The following is an 18,302-nucleotide window of genomic DNA, read 5'->3' on the forward strand; positions in this document are numbered from 1 at the left end:
TCATCACTCAACAATGCGGGATAAAAGGCTTAACCCAATGAGCCTGCTCCAACGGAGATTTGGGCAAGCCTTTGTCATCAAACCGCATCAACATGAGAGATATCGAACTTAGATAATGCCCATGTCTTTACCAACTTGGATGAACGCATCGATCGCACGATCTAGCTGCTCACGAGTGTGCGCTGCTGACATTTGAGTACGGATGCGCGCTTGGCCTTTTGGTACTACAGGGAATGAGAAGCCGATTACGTAGATGCCTTTTTCTAAAGCACGCTCAGCGAACTCCGCTGCAACTTTTGCATCGCCCAACATGATTGGAATGATCGCGTGGTCTGCGCCGCCCATTGTGAAACCTGCTGCTTCCATACGAGCACGGAAATGCGCTGCGTTTTCCCATAGACGGTCACGTAGGTCGCCGCTTTCTTCTAGTAGATCTAGAACGCGGATAGAAGCGTTTACGATTGCTGGTGCAACAGAGTTAGAGAATAGGTATGGACGAGAGCGCTGACGTAGCCAGTCAATCACTTCCGCTTTACCAGATGTGTAGCCGCCAGAAGCGCCACCCATTGCTTTACCTAGCGTACCAGTGATGATGTCGATACGGTCAACCACGTTGTGGTGCTCGTGCGTACCTGCCCCCGTTTTACCCATGAAGCCAACTGCGTGAGAATCATCAACCATCGTCAATGCGCCGTACTTCTCTGCTAGGTCACAGATAGCTGGAAGGTTTGCTACTACGCCATCCATAGAGAACACACCGTCCGTTACGATAAGGATGTGGCGAGCACCTGCTTCTTTCGCTGCGATCAGTTGTTGCTCTAGCTCTTCCATGTTGTTGTTTGAGTAACGGAAGCGCATTGCTTTACATAGACGAACACCGTCAATGATTGATGCGTGGTTCAGTGCATCAGAAATGATCGCATCTTCTTTACCAAGAATGGTTTCGAACAGACCTGCGTTTGCATCAAAGCAAGAGGTGTAAAGAATCGTATCTTCTTTACCGAGGAATTTAGAAAGCTTTTGTTCTAGCTCTTTGTGGATGTCTTGAGTCCCGCAGATAAAACGTACTGATGCCATGCCGAAGCCGTGCTCATCCATGCCAGCTTTACCTGCTTCGATAAGCGCTGGATGGTTTGCTAGGCCTAGGTAGTTGTTCGCACAAAAGTTCAGTACTTCTTCACCTGTCGAGATTTTAACAGCGGCTTGCTGTTGAGAGGTAATGATACGCTCTGCTTTGTAAAGACCTTCAGCCTTCACTTCTTCAATTTGCTGTTGAATCTGTTGGTAAAATGCAGAAGACATTCGCAATTCCTTCCTAGTTGTTTTGACGAGTTTTCACTCATTTCGAATTTGGTTTAGCCTTTACGTGACGGGCGTCACAGGCCATCAGCTATCAATTAATTGTAGTGTAAAACAAGGAAAGGAAAACGATTATCCCTCAAGGTGGAAAAGCATTAATGAATTTGAGGAACAAATAACATCAATGCTTTTCTATGAGGTTGTATTGAAAGGAGTTATGACCAAGTAGGTTGGTTTAGAAGTTGCTCAAACTCCTTCGCTGGCACAGGGCGGCTATAGTGGAAACCTTGGCCGAACTCACAGTTTAGCTCGTTGAGATAATCCACATGGCGTTGCTCTTCGATACCTTCTGCGACAATTTTAAGACGCAAGGCTTTGGCCATAGCAATGATCACGTTGACCAGTTCACGATCAGAGTCGTTCTCAAACACGTTTTGCATAAAACTGCGGTCGATTTTCAGACGGTCAAACGGGAACTTCTGCAAGTAACTCAGTGCAGAATAGCCCGTGCCGAAGTCGTCAATCGTCAGTTTGGTACCAAGCGCACGTAGGTTATCCAGCATGTCTACCAATTCATCATCATGGTTAAACAACAAGCTCTCGGTTACCTCGACATCAAATTGCTCAGCAGGCAAACCCGATTCTTCTAAGCTTTGCCTAATGAACGCCAATAAGCGATCACAATAGCGGAATTGAACGCTAGAGAAGTTCACCGATACAAACAACGGCGAAATGGATTGCCACTGTGCTGCTTGATAACACGCTTGCTGAATGGCGAACTCGCCAAGTTGATGAATCAATCCGTTTTTCTCTGCAATCGAGATGAACTCTTCTGGATTGACGAAGCCGAACTTCTCATCGTTCCAACGCATCAATGCTTCTGCGCCAACAATTTTGCCGCTTTTCAGTTCGATGATTGGCTGATAGTACATTTCGAGCAGTTGGTTCGAGATCGCATTACGCAATCGACTTTCTAGATCCAAGTAACGCTGTAGATCTTGGTTCATGTTGTGGTTGTAGAAACAGAACGCATCGCGGCCATCTTGCTTCACGCGGTACATTGCCATGTCGGCACACGCCAACAGTTGCTCGGCGTTATCACCGTCGTCTGGGAAAACCGACATGCCGACACTGCCCGTCAGGAAAAACTCGTGATTATTCCAAACAAACGGTTCACTAAAGGCCGATAACACACTCGAAGCAACGCGCTTCGCGGTATCGTTATCTGGTAAATCTGGAATCACCAACAGGAACTCATCCCCACCGATTCTGGCGAGCAAATCGGTTTTTCTCGCGACGTTTTGAAGACGCTGAGCACTGAGTTTGAGAATTTCATCCCCGACAAAATGGCCCATAGAATCGTTGATCTGTTTGAAGTGGTCCAAATCAATAAACATCACCAATACTTTTGACCCCGTACGAGATGCACGAATAAGTTCCAACGCCAATCGTTCTGAGCCATAACTGCGATTTGGCAATTCTGTTAAGGTGTCGTATTTGGCTTGGAATGCAAGCTCTTTCTCCGATGCTTTTCGGCGCTCTATTTCTTTGGTGAGTTTGTGGTTTTGTTGAGAAAGAATATCTTTACGCTTTTTCTCTTCCTCAAGCTTAATCTTTAATTCCAATTTATTATTGTTTGCGATAAATGCATAACACAGCGCAATAACAATCATCACGGCGAGAATACTTAGCCCAAAAATAAAGAGTCGAGAAGTAAAAATATCTCGCTCGTTGAGCGGTTCAAACCATGCCATCAATTTAAAGTGATGTTGTTCCACTGGCACTTCGAAATATATTTTCCCATCCAAAACCTTAGAAAGAAAATGATTCTCATCTGCATTAGTGGTTGAATTTTTAGTGATGGAATCCCACACCACCATTTCAACATCTTTTATTTTTAGCACCATACGACTGTAGCTGTCTTCGTGCTCTTGATTGGTTAATTGCTCAATAACAATATCTTTATTGATGTCCGCAATTAAAAAAGCCACTGGTTTCCCAGAAAATTTGACTTGCTTAATCACTTGAATCCGAATGTTGTCACCATCACGAGTGGCACAAACTTCTTCCGGATGCCCGTGTTGGGTCATCAAATCATGGATATCCATTGGCTTGAGATCTTTTGGGCCAGTCGTGACGATGGTTGTTCCGTCACTGCCCACCAGCGTTAACTTGTTGTAGATGTTGCTACTGTTGATCAACTTGCCGTCAATCTTCTCATCAAATCTACGCTTTAAGTTGATTAAACTTGCACCTAGGCCATATTCCATCGACATACCAGATGCTAAGTTTGCAAAAAATGTTTGAACGGTTTTGTCACTCGATAAATTATCTACGTCTTCACTTGCGATAGTAAATAAGTTGTCTAGTGTGCTTGCATAGCTTTTTACTTTTAAATCCAGCTCTCTATATTGAGAGTCTTTTAATTTATTCTGTCCAAGACTTGTAACAACAATAAGTATCGCTAAATAAATAGAAACGATTATTGCGCTTATCGTTATTATCTTTTTACTGGATATTTTTTTAACAGCCTTTTTCATCGAATTTTCTTACTATCTTCTAAGAAGTAATCGTTATAAAAGTAGTAAATGGACGGGTAGTATTTTTTAACGAGCTTTTCATACGTCCCATCTTTTTTAATAGAATCTAAATAACGATCAAACGCATCGCGTAATTCCGGTGAATTTTTACGGAACGCAACAGCCATTTTTTGATTTTCAGAAACAGGGCCAATGACTTTTATTTCTCCCGGCCATTTTTCTAAAGCAATTAATGTGTCTGCTACATCCAATAAGGTACTTTCAGCATCATTTTTCATGATGGCAGGTACCATTTCGTTTAGGAGTCGTTTGCCATCGGGCAAAATCACTTTGGCACCCGTGTCGTACAAGTCGTAAAGGTTTGGGTCTAGGCACGAATGCTCTAGCGCCAACACTTCTCGTCCATCGATCAACTCTTTCACTGTCTTGACGTCTTCGTCGATCGAACCACTTGGTTTAATTGGACTTAAACTTGAATCGGTACGAGAAACAAGCCATACCGCCGATGGGAAGTAGTCCTGAGAAAAGTCCAATACCTCTTCCCGCCAATCCAAAATCGTCACGCCATTGGCAATCAGATCACCCTCAATTGGCACACTGCCACCTACTACTGCGCGGTTGTGTCGGTATTGAACATCTTGACCTGTCAGCTTACCGACCATGTCACTCCATTGAGCCGGTACGTACTCATATCGCACACCTAACGAGCTCGCAAATCCTTTTACGATATCGACATCTAATCCTGTCAGCGTGTGCATTTCACCTTGCTCGATGTAAGAAACAAAGTTGGCATAAGGCACACCGATATGACGAAGCACACCACGTTCACGGATTTCTTTCAGGTCATTAGACCAAGCCGAAGAAGACATCACGGACGCGGCAAAAATCGCCACAGAAGTGATGGTTCGTTTAAGTGTTTTGACTGACATTGTGTATATCCTTCCCTTCAACAAAGCGCCCATAAATGGGCGCTTGAGTGATAAACAACGACGTTAGAACGAGTAGTACAGATCAGCAATCGCTTCGACCAATCCTTCTACATCTCGCTCATCATGGAACAAGTGTGTAGAGATACGAAGCGCGTACGTGTCGTGTCCATCATCTTTGTACAGCTTGAAGTTCGTTGTACGGATGATGTAGCCATATTCTTCACGCAGACGGTCACGGAACTCAGTCAGGATTTCTTCGTTCGTCACATCATAAAATGGGTTGAACGTCGTTAATCCACTCGTCAGCCCTTCCACATTTGGCGAGAACATTTTCGCATGTGGCAGCACGTCTTGGAGTGAGGTTTTACATTGGTCACTCAACGTTAGAATGCGGTCTTGGATTCGGTCACGACCAATCTCATCCCACATTTTACAGCTATCAGCCAGAGCTTGTTTAGCTGGGTAGTTGTCGTTACCAATGTACTGCATTTGGATTTGCTTACCTAAGTAATCCGCATGAGAAAGCGACGAGTTTATCAACCACAATGGATTTTCACGGTCGCTCCAGTATTCGTTCAAACGATTACCGTTGTCGCGCACGTATAAAATGCCTGTTGCGCCCGGGCCACACTGCCATTTATGTCCAGAACCAGAGTAGAAATCACAATCCAGATCATGTAGGTCAAGATCGAACATACCCACCGTGTGAGCACCATCCACTAACGTTGGAATTTGGTGCTCTTTTGCAAGAGAACAAATTGCCTTTGCTGGCAGCGCAGTACCGGTTTTGTATGTGATGTGAGAGAACACAATCAGGCGAACATTGTGGTGCGCTTCAATAGCGTCACGGAATGCTTGAATGTAGTCTGCTTCAGAAACGTCTTCAGTACCCGTAAACACTGGTAACTGAATTTCCACGACTTCTACACCAAAGCGGTGTTTTACAACATTCAGCGGAGATGTCGCTGCAATGTGTTCGTGGTGCGTAGTAAGAATCACGTCTCCCGGCTCGAAATGCAGACCATTAATGATCGAACATAGACCGTCAGTCGTGTTGCGGCTTAAGATGATTTCGTCAGCATTTGCGCCAAAAGCTGGTGCAATCTCTGCGATCATGTCTGAAACGTAAGGGAACTTACCAAACTTACCTTTCATGTCCCATGGATACTTCGCCACTAATTTGTTGTTGTCTTCATAGCCTTCAAGAACATGTTTCGGCATTGAGCCTGTTGTACCAATGTTCATGTAAGTCGTTCGTTTATCCAAAACGAACTGCTTTTGCACTTTACGCCAAAAACGCTTATCGTGCTTTCTACCTAGCCCGCGGCTGCTCCAATCAATTTTCTGTTCTCGAGCTTGTGCTACACCTGAAAAAGCAGAAGCACCAACACCAGCTACAACGGCACCCGTTGCGCCTTTAAGAAAATTACGTCGGCTGCGATTAGTCTGAATAGAATCCTTGTCGCTCATTTTTTCGATCCTTGTCGGAAATTAGCCATATTATTAATTTTTAAACGCGTAACTATCTGTTACTAAAACATTATTACCTATTCAAACCAGACTTTAATTTTTTACTCTGCTATTAAGTGACTTTAGTTCCACTTTTTTAGCTTATTTGATGACATAAGCAACAGTTTCGCTTCCAACCAATGAACAACTGAATACATATTAAAATATTCATTAAATTGACTATTTTTATGACAAACGCTTAATAATAGTTTTATCTATAAACAAGCAGTGAGCCTTGTTATAAATTCATTAAAAATTTAACTTTGTATTAATTAGAAAATTCAGCGTCATATTTGTTCAACTGCGACTATTCTTTTTATAGCCAAGTAATCTCAATATGTTAAGTTTCATAAAATGGCTTGATGTTTAAATGAACAGTTAATTTTTAGATCATATATAGCGAGATCTAAAGTAGTTCAAACAAATGTACGGTCTAACTCTTAGCTGCGAGAACAAACCACTTGGATATACGCTCAAATGAATACTTTATAAAGAAGGAAATCGCATGTTAAAAGGATTGCTGTGCATCTCAGCGGCGGCTGCTTTCGTAATGACACCAAACGCGTTGGCCCAATCAATCACCATGACCGATTTGGGTACTAACCAAGCCGTCGGTACGGTGGAATTATCAGAGAGTGACTACGGAATTGTATTCACGCCAAATCTGTCAGGAATTCCTGCCGGACTACATGGCTTTCACGTCCACGCTAACCCATCCTGTGACAGTGCAGAAAAGGACGGTAAAACCGTAGTAGGTGGCGGTGCGGGCGGCCATCATGACCCAGACAATACGGGCCAACATGGTTTTCCATGGACCGATGGTAACCATCTTGGCGATCTGCCAGCGTTGTACGCCGACATGGAAGGAAACGCCAGCCAACCGGTTTTAGCTCCGCGCCTCAAAATGTCGGATTTAAAAGGCAGAGCCTTGATGATTCATGCCGGTGGGGACAATCACTCGGATCAACCAGCCAAATTAGGTGGCGGCGGTGCACGCATTGTGTGTGGCGTGATCGATTAAATCATGATCTGTCTGATTCACACTTCCTCATGCGGCAGGAAGTGTGAATCGTTGTGTAAACTGATGCGATGTCACATCGGTTTCAAGATGACTGTGATGCAGCATTAAAATGGACTGGACAATTTTAGTACCAATGCCTAGCGCGCCAGCTTGCGCATTCAGCTCTATTTGGTTGGAAAAAGCAAAACGAACTTGAGATGTATTATCGCCCCGTTTTACATCGCAACTCACGGTCGCATCCGACGGACTATGCCGAAGAGCATTTTCCAATAAATTCAATATCAATCGTTCTAATAATCCCTTATCCCCTATCGCTTGGAGTGGCTCGTCTACGGTAATGTTCAACGTCACGCATTTACGTTGAAACTGACTTTGCATGGTTTCGGCGCATTCTGCCATTAGTTGGCTAATATCAATCGGAAAATACTCATAGCTCGGCAGCGGAGCTTCTTGTTTTGCCACATCCAACAGAGCGTGCAATTGCTGGGAGAGTTTTTCACTGTTGCGAAACGCCACTTCAATGAGCGGATCGGGGTCAGGATGCTGCAAACGCCAAGTTTCCAAATATCCAAGCACACTCGAAAGCGGCGTTTTTAAATCGTGGCTCAATTGCAAAAGACTTTGGCGGCGATGAGAGGATTGATATTCAAGTTGCAAAAATTGCTGCTGGATGTGTTTTGCCATCAATTGATAAGAACGAGCAATCGGTACTAGCTCCGGCACTTGATGTGCAAAATCCGGTTGTAGGCGAAAGTCGTGTTCGGCTTGTTTTTGCAGTTGATCGGTCACACGTTCAATCGGGTTTAACAAGCTGCGCTTAACCAAGAAATATGAGCCAAAAGCGAAACCTAAAATCGAAATAAGCACTAAACCCGCAAGCGCCAAGTACGGCGAATCCACTTGAGCATTGGCAATGGCCGTATGACGAGAACTCCCGATCACCACGTACAAATAACCAATGGCTGAGCCAAGCTCCTCTATCGCTGCGACAGAAAATACTTTATGTTCATCACGATTACGCGGGTCATCGCCTAGAATCGGGAAAGGTTCACCACTGAGAAACTGACGAATAGGAGCCAGATTCACCGCTCCCATCAATTCCGTCCCTTCTGGCGCTGCGTGCGTAGTAATGTTGCCTTGGCTATCAAGAAAATAGATTTCGAAATCAGGCCCTATCAACATGAGGGTGTGGAAAATCGACTTGAGCGCTTTGGGATTGTAGTCCGTACCAATCATGAGCGGATTGTCATCCCGCATGTGACTGGCTAGATCTTGATGTAAGCTTTGCTTGGTGCGAAGCTCAATGGTCTCTTTTTGCCAATTGTAAGTCAGCGCAATGGCCGCCATCGCCAAACAAAACCAAACCGTGGTGAATACCACCAAACGAGATTTGAAGCTCATCCTATCGCCTCCTCACACCGCCTATTATGGGCGCGGCTGAAATTTGTACCCAACACCCCAAACCGTTTGAATAAAATGATGCTCTGAGTCCGACAACGACAGCTTACTGCGCAAGCGATTAATGGTGCTACAAACCGTGTGATGATACCCTGCATGATTGGTGTTCCAGACATGATCCAACAGCTCGTCCTTACTGTAGACTCGACCGGGACGAGTGGCGAGAAACTGTAGCAAGGTAAATTCGGTTGCCGTCAGCGCGACGTTTTTATCGTTGAGCGAAACCTGATGCAATTGGGGAATGATCTTCAAGTCACCAAAGTTAAGTGCCCCATCTTCTGCTTTTTCTGGAGTCGGCTTTTCAGCGACTTGATTAACGCGCCGAAGTACATTTCTCACCCGAGCTTGAAACTCTAAAACACTAAACGGCTTTGTGATGTAATCGTCGACATCAGCTTCCAATCCATCCACTTTATCCATCTCACCGTCTCTTGCAGTCAACACCAAAACTGGCGTCCAATCTTGCTGTTGACGCAAGTGATGGCAGATATCTAAACCATCACCATCGGGTAAACCTCTGTCGAGGATCACCAAATCAAACGACTGCTGCTGATAAGTATTTCTACCCGCTGCAACGCTGGATTCTCGACTGACTTGATGCCCCTGAAACTTGAGATGCATTTGAACCAGTTCGGCCAAGTCATCATCGTCTTCAATCAACAATATGTTCGCCACCACGTTGGTTGTATGCCGTTCCATGATCCTTTCCTTGTCTGGGAGACGCCTCATTCTGCAAATGACCGGGACGAAGCCGTATTTCTTTCAACAAGGTCAGCTTTCAACAAGGTCAGATTCCCACAAGGTCAAAAAGTGCTCTGGTGGTGGAATGAGGGATAAAAGCATGAACAAACACTTTTAGGAAAGGATCCGCCACCAGAGCAGATGAGTTATTCAACGCGCGTGATCGTGACCTTCGCTCCAGGATTTAGAAAACGATGGTTTGCCGACAAGGTTGAATCCGCCAGTCCATCATCATGGCTGATGACCCCAGCGTGAAACGCGACCGCATCATTCATATCGTTTCGGGTTGAGTTAAATCCTTCTCCGCCACCCGCAGGGCCGGGGCGTGAAACGCGACCGCATCATTCATATCGTTTCGGGTTGAGTTAAATCCTTCTCCGCCACCCGCAGGGCCGGGAGTCGTGGCTGCCAATTCATCATTAAGCTCTGTGCCAGAATCCCACACGTTCATGTTCATCTCGTAACTGTCACCCACTGCGAGTGACTTGAGCGATAATCCCGTTTCGCCAACAAAGGCATCATTAGTGTTCACGAGCATCGAAGCCAGCGACAAATAACCATAACGATGAGGATTGACTGTGATGGTGACTTCGTCCGATGAGCCCGGCAGCAGCAAACCGTTACCAGAGACACCTTGGTAGACGTTGTCGTCACTGTTCATCAGAGCAATCAGCTCGGCATTGCTGCCACCCTCGGCTAAGTGTTCTAACTCAACCGACGCACTTTGACCAATTTCGAATAGCTGAAAATTGCTATTGTGAGTCAGCACCGCCAGCGGAGACATCGGTTGATTCGCCGTTAAGTTCTCGACATTCACCGTATATCGGTATGACTTCGCGACATCATTATCGTCATCATTCGGACAACCAGCGAGCACTCCGACAGAGGCCGCTACCAGTAAGATTTTGTATTTCATACCTCCTCCTTACTTCACAACAATTGTGATGGTTGCAACTGGGTTTAACCAACGATGATGACTGCTATCGAGATCACTCTTGCCACCAGCTGGATCGCTGTCACCCAAATTACCCGGATGAATGTGAACCTTGTCGTTGCTCACCGCCGTTTCTACGCCAGTACCACCGCTACCGAAGGTAATAAAAGGAGGATTAGGAATGCTGGACGCTAACTCGTCGTTCGCTTCGGTGCCTGCGTCGTAACTGTTCAAGGTCGCTTTGTAAGTGCCCGCTTCGGTTGGAATTTTCCAACTGTCTAAACCGACAAAACCATCATTGGTTGGCAATAACATCGCGCTAAGTGAGAGGTAACCGTGATCGCCACTATCCAAAGTAAACGTGGTCGCAGCACCCGGATTGAGAATACCGCCCGCAGGATTTTCTACGACTGCGCCGCCTGCGTTGCCAATCACGGTCGATAATCCAGAAATATCCCCACCTTCAGCCATCGCTTCAAGCTCTGATGTGGCGGATTCTCCGACTTTAAACATATGTAGATCTGAGCCATGCGCCGCGACGATAAGCGGTGTAAAGTAAATGCCTTTGGTTGCGTTGGTAACCGTAATTTCTAGTTCCGCCGCTTGAGCTGATGCCGCGCCAACCGCCAGAGCAACAGACGTCATGACAAGACTAAGTTGGGTACGTTTTTTCATTGTGAATCCATCCTTTTATGAGAGTGAAACCCAAGCCCTTGAACATCGTCTTTTGTTGGCTTGAGCAGCATTGCTTTCGAACGTTTGTCATTCTTGTCTTTAAGCATGACGAGCAAATATCTCGGTAACTTCATCGAATTCTCATAAAATTCTCACAACTTCTTATCTCTTTCATTCCGTTATAAAATAGCGCCCATCAGTTCCCCAAACGCACATTAAAATGCTCAACAATTTACTTACTGCATACTATGGAGAAATCTACGGTATTGCCTTTTTCAGTCACTATCTCAACAACTACAAACAGGCAGAGCAACGCGCGCTTTGGCAAACTTTAGTAGACGTGGAAAAACTGACCGCTGAAAAACTCAAACCTGTTTTGCAAGCACATGGAATGGAGATAGAAAACCGTCATCAAGAAATGATGGAAAAAGGTCTTTCCGATGCAGAAAAGTGGATCGATTTACCTTGGTCAGAGCTGGTTGCCACGCTACTCAATTGGGTTGAGCCGTACGAAGTGACATACCGAGAATGGCAAACTCTCGCGATAGAGAAGAATTCAAACGCTGTCAATTTTCAAACTGCATTTGATTTTGTCGCAGAACATGAAACCGCTATTTATCAATGTTGGCAGCGTTATCAAGCTAACGAGTCTGGGTTGCCGATTCTTCACGCCTTTTTGGCAAAATATCGTTAAAGCGAGACTGGCACACTTGCACCTCGTAAAGCCCTGCCAGACAATACTTTTAATACGCCGCGTAGAACGGAATCTTTATGGTTAATCCAAAACTCATTGCTCTACTGCCCGATTTGGCCTCCTTTATTTTGGTGGTCAACGAAGGCAGTTTTACTGCCGCAGCCAAACAGCTTGGCGTTACCCCATCTGCGTTAAGCAAACTGATCACCCGTTTGGAGCAAGCCCTCAACGTGAAGTTGTTTGAACGCACCACGCGCAAGCTGATCATTACTCAAGCAGGGCAAAAAGTGTATGACCAAAGCATTGCGATGGTTAATGCCGCGCAGCAAGCCGTTGAGCTATCTGCGGAAGAACATGCCGAACCAACAGGCGCGCTCACGGTGGCGGCACCAGAGGCGTTTTTAAACTCGGTCTTGCAACCGTTCGTGCTGCCTTTTTTGCAACGTTATCCAAAAATTCAGCTCAAGCTGCGCGCTGCCGACGGGGAAATCGACCTGTTTCGTCAGGGCATTGATGTCGCTTTTAAGCTCACCGATAAACCGGATGAAAATTTGGTGCTCAAAGAGATAAGCAAAACCAATCTGGTTTTGTGTGCCTCACCAGACTACCTCGCACAAAGAGGCATGCCAGAACATCCTACGCAACTTGAACAGCACGACTGTATTTACCTAGCAGAAAACGACAAAGACAACATTTGGTCGTTTTTTAAAGAAGAGGCGTTTCATTCCATTGCGGTCAGTGGTCGGTATGCGGTCAACCATTCGCAAATGCGCCTAAATGGCGTCAAAGCAGGTTTAGGGATTGGCATCTTCCACGATTTCGTGGTGAAAGAGGCATTAGAGCGCGGAGAAGTGGTCGAAGTGTTGTCCGATTGGATGATCAAAAGTAACTACCACGGTGCGGTCGCCATGCAGTACGCACAAACCAAATACATGCCTGCGCGTCTGCGTGTATTTCTCGACTTTGTAAACGAACATCTCGTGTCTAAGGAACCCAACCATGTTTAATGCGATTCATCACGTCGCTATCATTTGCAGTGATTACCCAACATCAAAGCATTTTTACACCGAAGTGCTAGGGCTAAAAATCATCGCAGAAAACTATCGTGAAACGAGAGATTCCTACAAACTCGACCTTGCGTTGCCGGACGGAAGTCAAATCGAGCTGTTCAGCTTTCCCGGCGCACCGGAGCGACCAAGCTTTCCGGAGGCGCAAGGCTTGCGACATTTGGCGTTTCAAGTCGACAACGTTGAAGAAGTAAAAACGTACCTCGAGTCCAAACACATCGCTGTTGAACCCATTCGCATTGATGAGTTTACGGGAAAAGCATTTACGTTCTTCCAAGATCCCGATGGCTTACCATTGGAGCTTTATCAGAAGTAAAAAGAGCCAGCAATTCGCTGGCTCTTGTTTTATACCAATACGACACCTTAGTTCAGTGCTGCTTTTAGCTTCTCGACACGGTTGAACACCACCCAGTCCAACAGCAAAACGCTCACAATGGCTAAACCGCCCATCGGGAACGCGGCACAAATGGCAACCAATGTGGCTAACCCCAATTTCCACACTCCGTCATGTTGAAATTGTGGCGGCGCGCCAAGCGATGCGCTGCGACTTGGTCGACGTAACCACCACATCACCACTCCGGAAATAGCAATCAGAATAAATGCCAAACAGAACAGCACATTCAACACCTTATTGATGATGCTTACGTCTCCTTGGTGAAGTGAGACACCCGCAGCCATTAACTTGGCAAACCAGCTGTAATCCTGCCAAGTCACATCAACCAGCAAACGACCTGAGTATTGGTCAAAATGGCTGGTTCGATCTTGCCTTGGGTCAGAGATGTCCCCTCCCATTGAGTTGGCTGCAACGGTGTAAACACCGTCATCTGAACGAGGCAAGAATACTTTGTAACTGGTAAAGCCCATCATTTCGGCTTTAAGAATAATGTCGTCAATCGATAACGCGCGATGGCTCGCCGTATAAGACGCCCCCTTTTCCATGTTCGCGTGATCATGGGCGGGTTTATCTTTCGATTCAGGTACGGCAGCAAGCTCTAAGTTCCAAGGCATTTCTTCTGACGAACCGTGGTTAAGATCCTTATGCGTCAATGTAGACTCTGGCTTTTCACCCCAAGTGTAATAAGTCGGAAACGTGTTCCAAGCTTGAACCATCTTTGCCCCCCAAATTCCAGCCCAAGACAAACCAGAAATCAGGAAAAACAGTAAAACGAGGGACAACACACCACCTAGGTTAGCGTGCACATCGCGCAATAAAATACGAGAACCTTGGGCAATACGGATTTTCAAAAAGCCTGCTCGACTGGCGTTGTCGCGAGGAAGCCAGAGATACAAGCCCGACACCAAAAGTAAAATACCTAAGCTGGCTGATATTTCGATTAAACGATCGCCAAACTCACCAATTAGCAAGGTGCCATGAATGTTATTCATCAGCTCATAAACGCTGTCTGAGCGATCAATGGTGCCTTGAACCTCGCCCGTATATGGATCGACTGCAGCAACGAGCGAACGTCCATCTTCCGCTTTAATTGAAAACCGGTTGGCAAGATGCGCTGTTTTGGCAGGCACAAATTGAGTAACGCTGAAATCGGGATAGGCTTGCTTAACCGACTCTAACTGGATGGACACTGGTACCTTGTGCTCTTGCGGCACCACTTTTAGCGTAGTCTCATAACGAGCCAGTTCAATCTCATCATCAAATAGCATCACCAGTCCGGTGACGGACAGCATGAGCATAAATGGGATAACGAATAATCCTGCGTAGAAATGCCATCGCCACGTCATAAAGTAGATCGATTTTGCGCGCGACGTTTCCTTGAGTTGAGGCTTTGTTGAGTTTCTCAACATGTTTATTTCCTTTTCATTTTTGCACGCCTAAACGCAGACCAAATGCTTCCCCCCCACATGCTTTTCTATGCGGTGAAATTTGGACAGGTTTGGGAGTGCGACTGCTTGAATGAGCAGTGTATGTGTGACTTTACTTATTGTTTTTATGGATTATGAAAAAGAAGCCACAGGCGGCGCACGTGGAACTGGCGTTTCAAATCGTACACTTAGAGCCAAAAAAGTGTAACGTTCAGAAATTACCGAGCTCAGTCGTGAAAGTATCGGTGTAGTTGGAAGTGAATCTTGGTGGAAAGTGGAAAAGTGACTAAATGGACACGGCTTGCCCTTGTGCGTCACCGAGCTGTCGCCCTCTTCTATCTGAACCAGCTCGAAACCGTTTAGCGTACAAAGCGTCGCCCACACGCCCATGCTGTTACCATGAGCATTGATAACAGGCATCAGTGTCACGAGCACCCAACTTAAGGCGCTAGCGAATAACATGGAGCGATAAAAAGGAATTAATCTACGCATAACGGTGACTTAACAAATTTCACACAGAGTAGCCAATTCTGAGTTTCAGCTCAAAAAGAGGATCAATAAGTGATTACTACCTCACAATCATTATGTTGACAGAGACAAAAAAGCCCGCAAATTTGCGGGCTTTCTTTCAATCATTCATGCACGTAAGCGCTGCTTAACCAAACAGCTTGCTCCAAATGCTTGGATTACGCTTGTCGTGGTACTCTTCACGAAGGCTATCGATCTCACGCAGTTGCGCTTTTGCTTCTGTCAAATTACCTGCATCCAGATCCGCTTCGATTTTGTCTAGCGTTACCGACAGTTTGTTGAAACCTTCTAGGTAAGTATCAAACTTTTCTGGTGGGTAATTACCACGTTTTGACTGTTCTACAATGGCTTGTAAGCTATCAATCGCTGATTTCATGGTTTCCACGTCAGACGCTTCTGCGGCCTGTTTGAATTCCATCTTCATCTGCTTCATGTTTTGCTTCAAATCAACCGCTTCTGCCATCGCGTATGTTGAGCCAAACGCAATCGCACACCCTAGAACTAAAGGACGTAACATTTTCACTTCTCCATTTTAGTGCCGAATTCTGTGTCGGCTTCGTTTACCCAAATAACTCGCCACGCTAATACGCATTGTAGGAATATTCGGGTATTTAAGAGGAGCAGTTTAAAGCAATCTTACCTAGGGTGCATACCTAAAATGTAATCAAGTTTATGCGTTGCGAATCTCGTCATACTCTGCGATTGGCAAGCGGCCACGCAGTTCAAGGAATGACAAAAACTGCTTAGCAGAGTGAGTAATCACTTTGTTGTTATCAATATCAAGGTTGTCCATCAGCTCACTGACAAGATCCAGATTGCCCACATCATGACAAAAGTGCGCATCGCTTCCCGTGGTGAAATACACATCTAACGCTTTGCCGATTTGCGCAATTTCATGGCAACGCTCCACACTGCCAACACGACTGTTGCCTTTGAGCGTAGTGTTATTGATTTCTATCGCTACATTGTGCTCTTTAGCGCACTTCAGCACTTGTTCAAAATCGAAGTCGAAGTTCGGGTTCCCCAAATGCCCTAACGCATCAACGCGACCGCTTTTGATGACATTTATCAGCGCTTCAGTATGTGCTTCTTTATTGGCAGGTGGAAAAACGGGCTCGTGGAAACTGGCAATAACCCAGTCCAAATTGCGATCGACGCTTGGCGGAATATCAATTTCACCTTCAATGTTAAGTATGTTGGATTCCACTCCGCGAACGATGGCAACACCTTCAAGAAAACGAGGCAGAATTTTTTGGTTGGAGAAAAACCAGTAGTGAGGCGCACCCGGCATCGACTCCGCATGGTCCGTCGTGCAAAACATGGTTAACCCGTTCTCTTTTGCCGACTTTGCGTTTTCAATCAACGTACTATACGCATGACCACTCGCGTAAGTATGCGTGTGGGTATCAACCTTAAATTCCATCATCCAGTCTCTTGAGTGCTCAAATTTGCGGGTATTGTATACCCTCGTGCGGTCAAGATGTAGCGAACACCGAAAATGCGGCGGTGAACGCTCTCTTACTCAGCCTAGAAATGGAAAAAGTGCGTCTCGATATTTAGTGCTATTGCGAGTCCGTTTCCTCACAAATACTTTTAATCAATGGCAACGCTTTTTCCCACCCATTGTTGAACATCGATACAAAGTCACTGTGAGTGTGAATGGTGATGTTGAGCAACAAGCGTTCGTCTTCTGTGTCGATCTGATAGATCTCACGAGATCCAATCCACTTGGCGGCAATATCCGCGTCCAACTGTTGCCTATTGTCGGGGTTAAAGATGGCAACATGATGAAACTCTAGCCGATGCAGTGGCTGCACAGAATCAATCACTGCGCGAGTGCCGCCCATATCCGGATCAAAAAAGGTGATGTCGCTGCCCTCTTCCCACTCCCCTTCGAATTGAGATTGAGGTGAAAAAGCCTGCGCCCAACGCTTGTAAAGCTCAGCATCCGTCAGCACTCTCCATACGCGCTGCGGAGTCGCGGTTATTTCTACGTAATAGTTTAATGTAAGCATGTTTTCTCTCCCTGAACCTTCATTGACGCTAGTTTATTCTCAGGAAAAATCAAATTTGCTTGCGTTTTAAATGCTTATCTCAACTTACTTTTACGAGACACTAAGATGTTCTCGTTTGTAACGCCTTGCTTTGATGATACTTGACCAATACATCCCAGCACCCATTCAATACCGTCGCGAGCACAATTAAGCCCATGCCCGCGATTTGAGTGCGGCTCATTACATCAGCGAAAAAAAGTGATTGCCAAACGGCCGTAAACAACAAGTTGGTAAAAATCAGTGGTGCGAGTTGAGAGCCGCTACTGGCTAGTTGATAGGCTTTTGCACGAAACACTTGAGTATTGATGATCAACATCGACATGACTAATAGCCACAGCACACTAGACTCAACGGATAGTGAGAATGAATGAGCCCCCAACATTCCAGAGCCATCGTTGATAAGCGCCAAAGGCAGAATAAATAACGCGGCAAAGCTAAACGCCCAGAAGTTGATCTCTAGCGGCGACATATTGCTTTTGCTGACTTTATACAGCGTCAATTGTGAGCCGGAGTTAAACAGGCCACCGGCCAAACCAAGCAGTAAGTCGTATCGCAAAGTAAATTCGCCTTCCGTTCCAGCCAACAACACCACACCACTAAACGCCATCACAATACCAAAAACGGTGGACGCACGAATTTTTCCATGCCAGACAAGCTTCTCAATCACAGGCATAAACAACGGGCCTGTAGCAAAAAGGACCACACTTTCGACCAGCGTTAACGTTTGAAGAGACGCAATAAAACACAATTGAGACAGACCAATACAAAGTGCGCGTAGCAAAGTGGGCTTCAACTCGGTCGATTTCGGCAGTTTGATGCCTTTCGGGATCAGAACTAAGAGCAAGATAAGCGCAGGTAGGAAAAATCGCAGAAAGCTGAACATGGTTACCGAAAGCGCCTCAGACAGCTGCTTTGCTAGCAAGCCCGTAACAGATAAGCTTAATGTAGACATCAACATAAATACGATGGGTTTGTGAACGTGATTCATTAGATACTCCTTAATTCTCGGAGCATTTTATGAAAAGTGACTTT

Annotated in this window: 17 protein-coding genes and 1 pseudogene; 4 read left to right on the forward strand and 14 right to left on the reverse strand. The window is 45.7% G+C overall.

Annotation, left to right across the window (positions count from 1 at the left end):
* Positions 1–108: 108 nt before the first annotated feature.
* The 4 genes from ACF8EG_RS00785 to ACF8EG_RS00800 all read right to left on the reverse strand — a co-directional run bounded on the left by ACF8EG_RS00785 (position 109) and on the right by ACF8EG_RS00800 (position 6,238).
* Entirely contained in the window at positions 109–1,302 is a 1,194-nt protein-coding gene (locus ACF8EG_RS00785; protein WP_005478319.1) for a glycine C-acetyltransferase, read from the reverse strand.
* A gap of 212 nt (positions 1,303–1,514) precedes the next feature.
* Complete coding sequence (locus ACF8EG_RS00790) at positions 1,515–3,839, reverse strand: bifunctional diguanylate cyclase/phosphodiesterase (RefSeq protein ID WP_069505454.1); 2,325 nt, start codon at positions 3,837–3,839, stop codon at positions 1,515–1,517.
* On the reverse strand, positions 3,836–4,768 hold the full coding sequence (locus ACF8EG_RS00795; protein ID WP_031850543.1) for a transporter substrate-binding domain-containing protein: 933 nt from the start codon (positions 4,766–4,768) through the stop codon (positions 3,836–3,838). The genes ACF8EG_RS00790 and ACF8EG_RS00795 overlap by 4 nt, the downstream gene beginning before the upstream one ends.
* Positions 4,769–4,831: 63 nt before the next feature.
* Positions 4,832–6,238 (reverse strand): aminotransferase class V-fold PLP-dependent enzyme, encoded by a 1,407-nt coding sequence (locus ACF8EG_RS00800; protein ID WP_069505456.1) that lies wholly within the window; start codon positions 6,236–6,238, stop codon positions 4,832–4,834.
* 544 nt (positions 6,239–6,782) lie between these two features.
* Between ACF8EG_RS00800 and sodC the strand changes: the two genes are divergently transcribed.
* On the forward strand, positions 6,783–7,298 hold the full coding sequence (gene sodC / locus ACF8EG_RS00805; RefSeq protein WP_005499824.1) for a superoxide dismutase family protein: 516 nt from the start codon (positions 6,783–6,785) through the stop codon (positions 7,296–7,298).
* Between the two features lie 27 nt (positions 7,299–7,325).
* Here sodC and ACF8EG_RS00810 read toward each other — a convergent pair whose 3' ends face one another.
* The 4 genes and pseudogenes from ACF8EG_RS00810 to ACF8EG_RS00825 all read right to left on the reverse strand — a co-directional run bounded on the left by ACF8EG_RS00810 (position 7,326) and on the right by ACF8EG_RS00825 (position 11,106).
* On the reverse strand, positions 7,326–8,699 hold the full coding sequence (locus ACF8EG_RS00810; RefSeq protein WP_031850544.1) for a sensor histidine kinase KdpD: 1,374 nt from the start codon (positions 8,697–8,699) through the stop codon (positions 7,326–7,328).
* 24 nt (positions 8,700–8,723) lie between these two features.
* Positions 8,724–9,455 (reverse strand): response regulator transcription factor, encoded by a 732-nt coding sequence (locus ACF8EG_RS00815; RefSeq protein WP_017447250.1) that lies wholly within the window; start codon positions 9,453–9,455, stop codon positions 8,724–8,726.
* A 188-nt stretch (positions 9,456–9,643) separates the two neighbouring features.
* Positions 9,644–10,413, reverse strand: a pseudogene (locus ACF8EG_RS00820) (spondin domain-containing protein).
* Positions 10,414–10,422: 9 nt separating this feature from the next.
* The gene (locus tag ACF8EG_RS00825) at positions 10,423–11,106 is read right to left on the reverse strand and encodes a spondin domain-containing protein (protein ID WP_024702149.1); all 684 of its coding nucleotides are present in this window, start codon (positions 11,104–11,106) and stop codon (positions 10,423–10,425) included.
* Positions 11,107–11,326: 220 nt separating this feature from the next.
* Between ACF8EG_RS00825 and ACF8EG_RS00830 the strand changes: the two genes are divergently transcribed.
* The 3 genes from ACF8EG_RS00830 to ACF8EG_RS00840 all read left to right on the forward strand — a co-directional run bounded on the left by ACF8EG_RS00830 (position 11,327) and on the right by ACF8EG_RS00840 (position 13,183).
* Entirely contained in the window at positions 11,327–11,800 is a 474-nt protein-coding gene (locus ACF8EG_RS00830; RefSeq protein WP_069505458.1) for a hypothetical protein, read from the forward strand.
* Between the two features lie 77 nt (positions 11,801–11,877).
* The gene (locus ACF8EG_RS00835) at positions 11,878–12,807 is read left to right on the forward strand and encodes a LysR family transcriptional regulator (RefSeq protein ID WP_020841459.1); all 930 of its coding nucleotides are present in this window, start codon (positions 11,878–11,880) and stop codon (positions 12,805–12,807) included.
* Positions 12,800–13,183 carry a VOC family protein gene (locus ACF8EG_RS00840; RefSeq protein WP_021452955.1) on the forward strand — a complete coding sequence of 128 codons (384 nt, stop codon included), beginning with the start codon at positions 12,800–12,802 and terminating at the stop codon, positions 13,181–13,183. The genes ACF8EG_RS00835 and ACF8EG_RS00840 overlap by 8 nt, the downstream gene beginning before the upstream one ends.
* A gap of 47 nt (positions 13,184–13,230) precedes the next feature.
* On the opposite strand, the gene ACF8EG_RS00845 is transcribed toward ACF8EG_RS00840, so the two are convergent.
* From ACF8EG_RS00845 to ACF8EG_RS00870, 6 genes are all read right to left on the reverse strand, one after another.
* On the reverse strand, positions 13,231–14,670 hold the full coding sequence (locus tag ACF8EG_RS00845; protein WP_069505460.1) for a PepSY domain-containing protein: 1,440 nt from the start codon (positions 14,668–14,670) through the stop codon (positions 13,231–13,233).
* 150 nt (positions 14,671–14,820) lie between these two features.
* Positions 14,821–15,180 (reverse strand): hypothetical protein, encoded by a 360-nt coding sequence (locus ACF8EG_RS00850; protein ID WP_020838202.1) that lies wholly within the window; start codon positions 15,178–15,180, stop codon positions 14,821–14,823.
* 163 nt (positions 15,181–15,343) lie between these two features.
* Positions 15,344–15,733, reverse strand: a complete 390-nt coding sequence (locus ACF8EG_RS00855) for a cytochrome b562 (protein ID WP_005462833.1) — start codon at positions 15,731–15,733, stop codon at positions 15,344–15,346.
* A 153-nt stretch (positions 15,734–15,886) separates the two neighbouring features.
* Positions 15,887–16,639: a phosphatase gene (locus tag ACF8EG_RS00860; RefSeq protein WP_021452951.1), complete on the reverse strand. Its 753-nt coding sequence runs from the start codon at positions 16,637–16,639 to the stop codon at positions 15,887–15,889.
* Positions 16,640–16,778: 139 nt separating this feature from the next.
* A complete protein-coding gene (locus tag ACF8EG_RS00865) occupies positions 16,779–17,231 on the reverse strand; it encodes an SRPBCC domain-containing protein (RefSeq protein ID WP_005462830.1) in 453 nt (150 codons plus the stop codon).
* A gap of 100 nt (positions 17,232–17,331) precedes the next feature.
* Entirely contained in the window at positions 17,332–18,258 is a 927-nt protein-coding gene (locus ACF8EG_RS00870) for a DMT family transporter (protein ID WP_025793725.1), read from the reverse strand.
* Positions 18,259–18,302 lie beyond the last annotated feature (44 nt).

The sequence above is a fragment of the Vibrio sp. YQ_11 genome, from assembly GCF_043103065.1.
GTDB lineage: Bacteria > Pseudomonadota > Gammaproteobacteria > Enterobacterales > Vibrionaceae > Vibrio > Vibrio parahaemolyticus.

Excerpts from the sequence above, each read along its gene's own strand:
- ACF8EG_RS00830 (WP_069505458.1), top strand. The coding sequence starts at position 11,327 with ATGCTCAACAATTTACTTACTGCATACTATGGAGAAATCTACGGTATT.
- ACF8EG_RS00835 (WP_020841459.1), top strand. The coding sequence starts at position 11,878 with ATGGTTAATCCAAAACTCATTGCTCTACTGCCCGATTTGGCCTCCTTT.
- ACF8EG_RS00800 (WP_069505456.1), bottom strand. The coding sequence starts at position 6,238 with ATGAGCGACAAGGATTCTATTCAGACTAATCGCAGCCGACGTAATTTT.
- ACF8EG_RS00850 (WP_020838202.1), bottom strand. The coding sequence starts at position 15,180 with ATGCGTAGATTAATTCCTTTTTATCGCTCCATGTTATTCGCTAGCGCC.
- ACF8EG_RS00785 (WP_005478319.1), bottom strand. The coding sequence starts at position 1,302 with ATGTCTTCTGCATTTTACCAACAGATTCAACAGCAAATTGAAGAAGTG.
- ACF8EG_RS00870 (WP_025793725.1), bottom strand. The coding sequence starts at position 18,258 with ATGAATCACGTTCACAAACCCATCGTATTTATGTTGATGTCTACATTA.
- ACF8EG_RS00845 (WP_069505460.1), bottom strand. The coding sequence starts at position 14,670 with ATGTTGAGAAACTCAACAAAGCCTCAACTCAAGGAAACGTCGCGCGCA.
- ACF8EG_RS00855 (WP_005462833.1), bottom strand. The coding sequence starts at position 15,733 with ATGTTACGTCCTTTAGTTCTAGGGTGTGCGATTGCGTTTGGCTCAACA.
- sodC (WP_005499824.1), top strand. The coding sequence starts at position 6,783 with ATGTTAAAAGGATTGCTGTGCATCTCAGCGGCGGCTGCTTTCGTAATG.
- ACF8EG_RS00860 (WP_021452951.1), bottom strand. The coding sequence starts at position 16,639 with ATGGAATTTAAGGTTGATACCCACACGCATACTTACGCGAGTGGTCAT.
- ACF8EG_RS00815 (WP_017447250.1), bottom strand. The coding sequence starts at position 9,455 with ATGGAACGGCATACAACCAACGTGGTGGCGAACATATTGTTGATTGAA.
- ACF8EG_RS00795 (WP_031850543.1), bottom strand. The coding sequence starts at position 4,768 with ATGTCAGTCAAAACACTTAAACGAACCATCACTTCTGTGGCGATTTTT.
- ACF8EG_RS00840 (WP_021452955.1), top strand. The coding sequence starts at position 12,800 with ATGTTTAATGCGATTCATCACGTCGCTATCATTTGCAGTGATTACCCA.
- ACF8EG_RS00790 (WP_069505454.1), bottom strand. The coding sequence starts at position 3,839 with ATGAAAAAGGCTGTTAAAAAAATATCCAGTAAAAAGATAATAACGATA.
- ACF8EG_RS00810 (WP_031850544.1), bottom strand. The coding sequence starts at position 8,699 with ATGAGCTTCAAATCTCGTTTGGTGGTATTCACCACGGTTTGGTTTTGT.
- ACF8EG_RS00865 (WP_005462830.1), bottom strand. The coding sequence starts at position 17,231 with ATGCTTACATTAAACTATTACGTAGAAATAACCGCGACTCCGCAGCGC.
- ACF8EG_RS00825 (WP_024702149.1), bottom strand. The coding sequence starts at position 11,106 with ATGAAAAAACGTACCCAACTTAGTCTTGTCATGACGTCTGTTGCTCTG.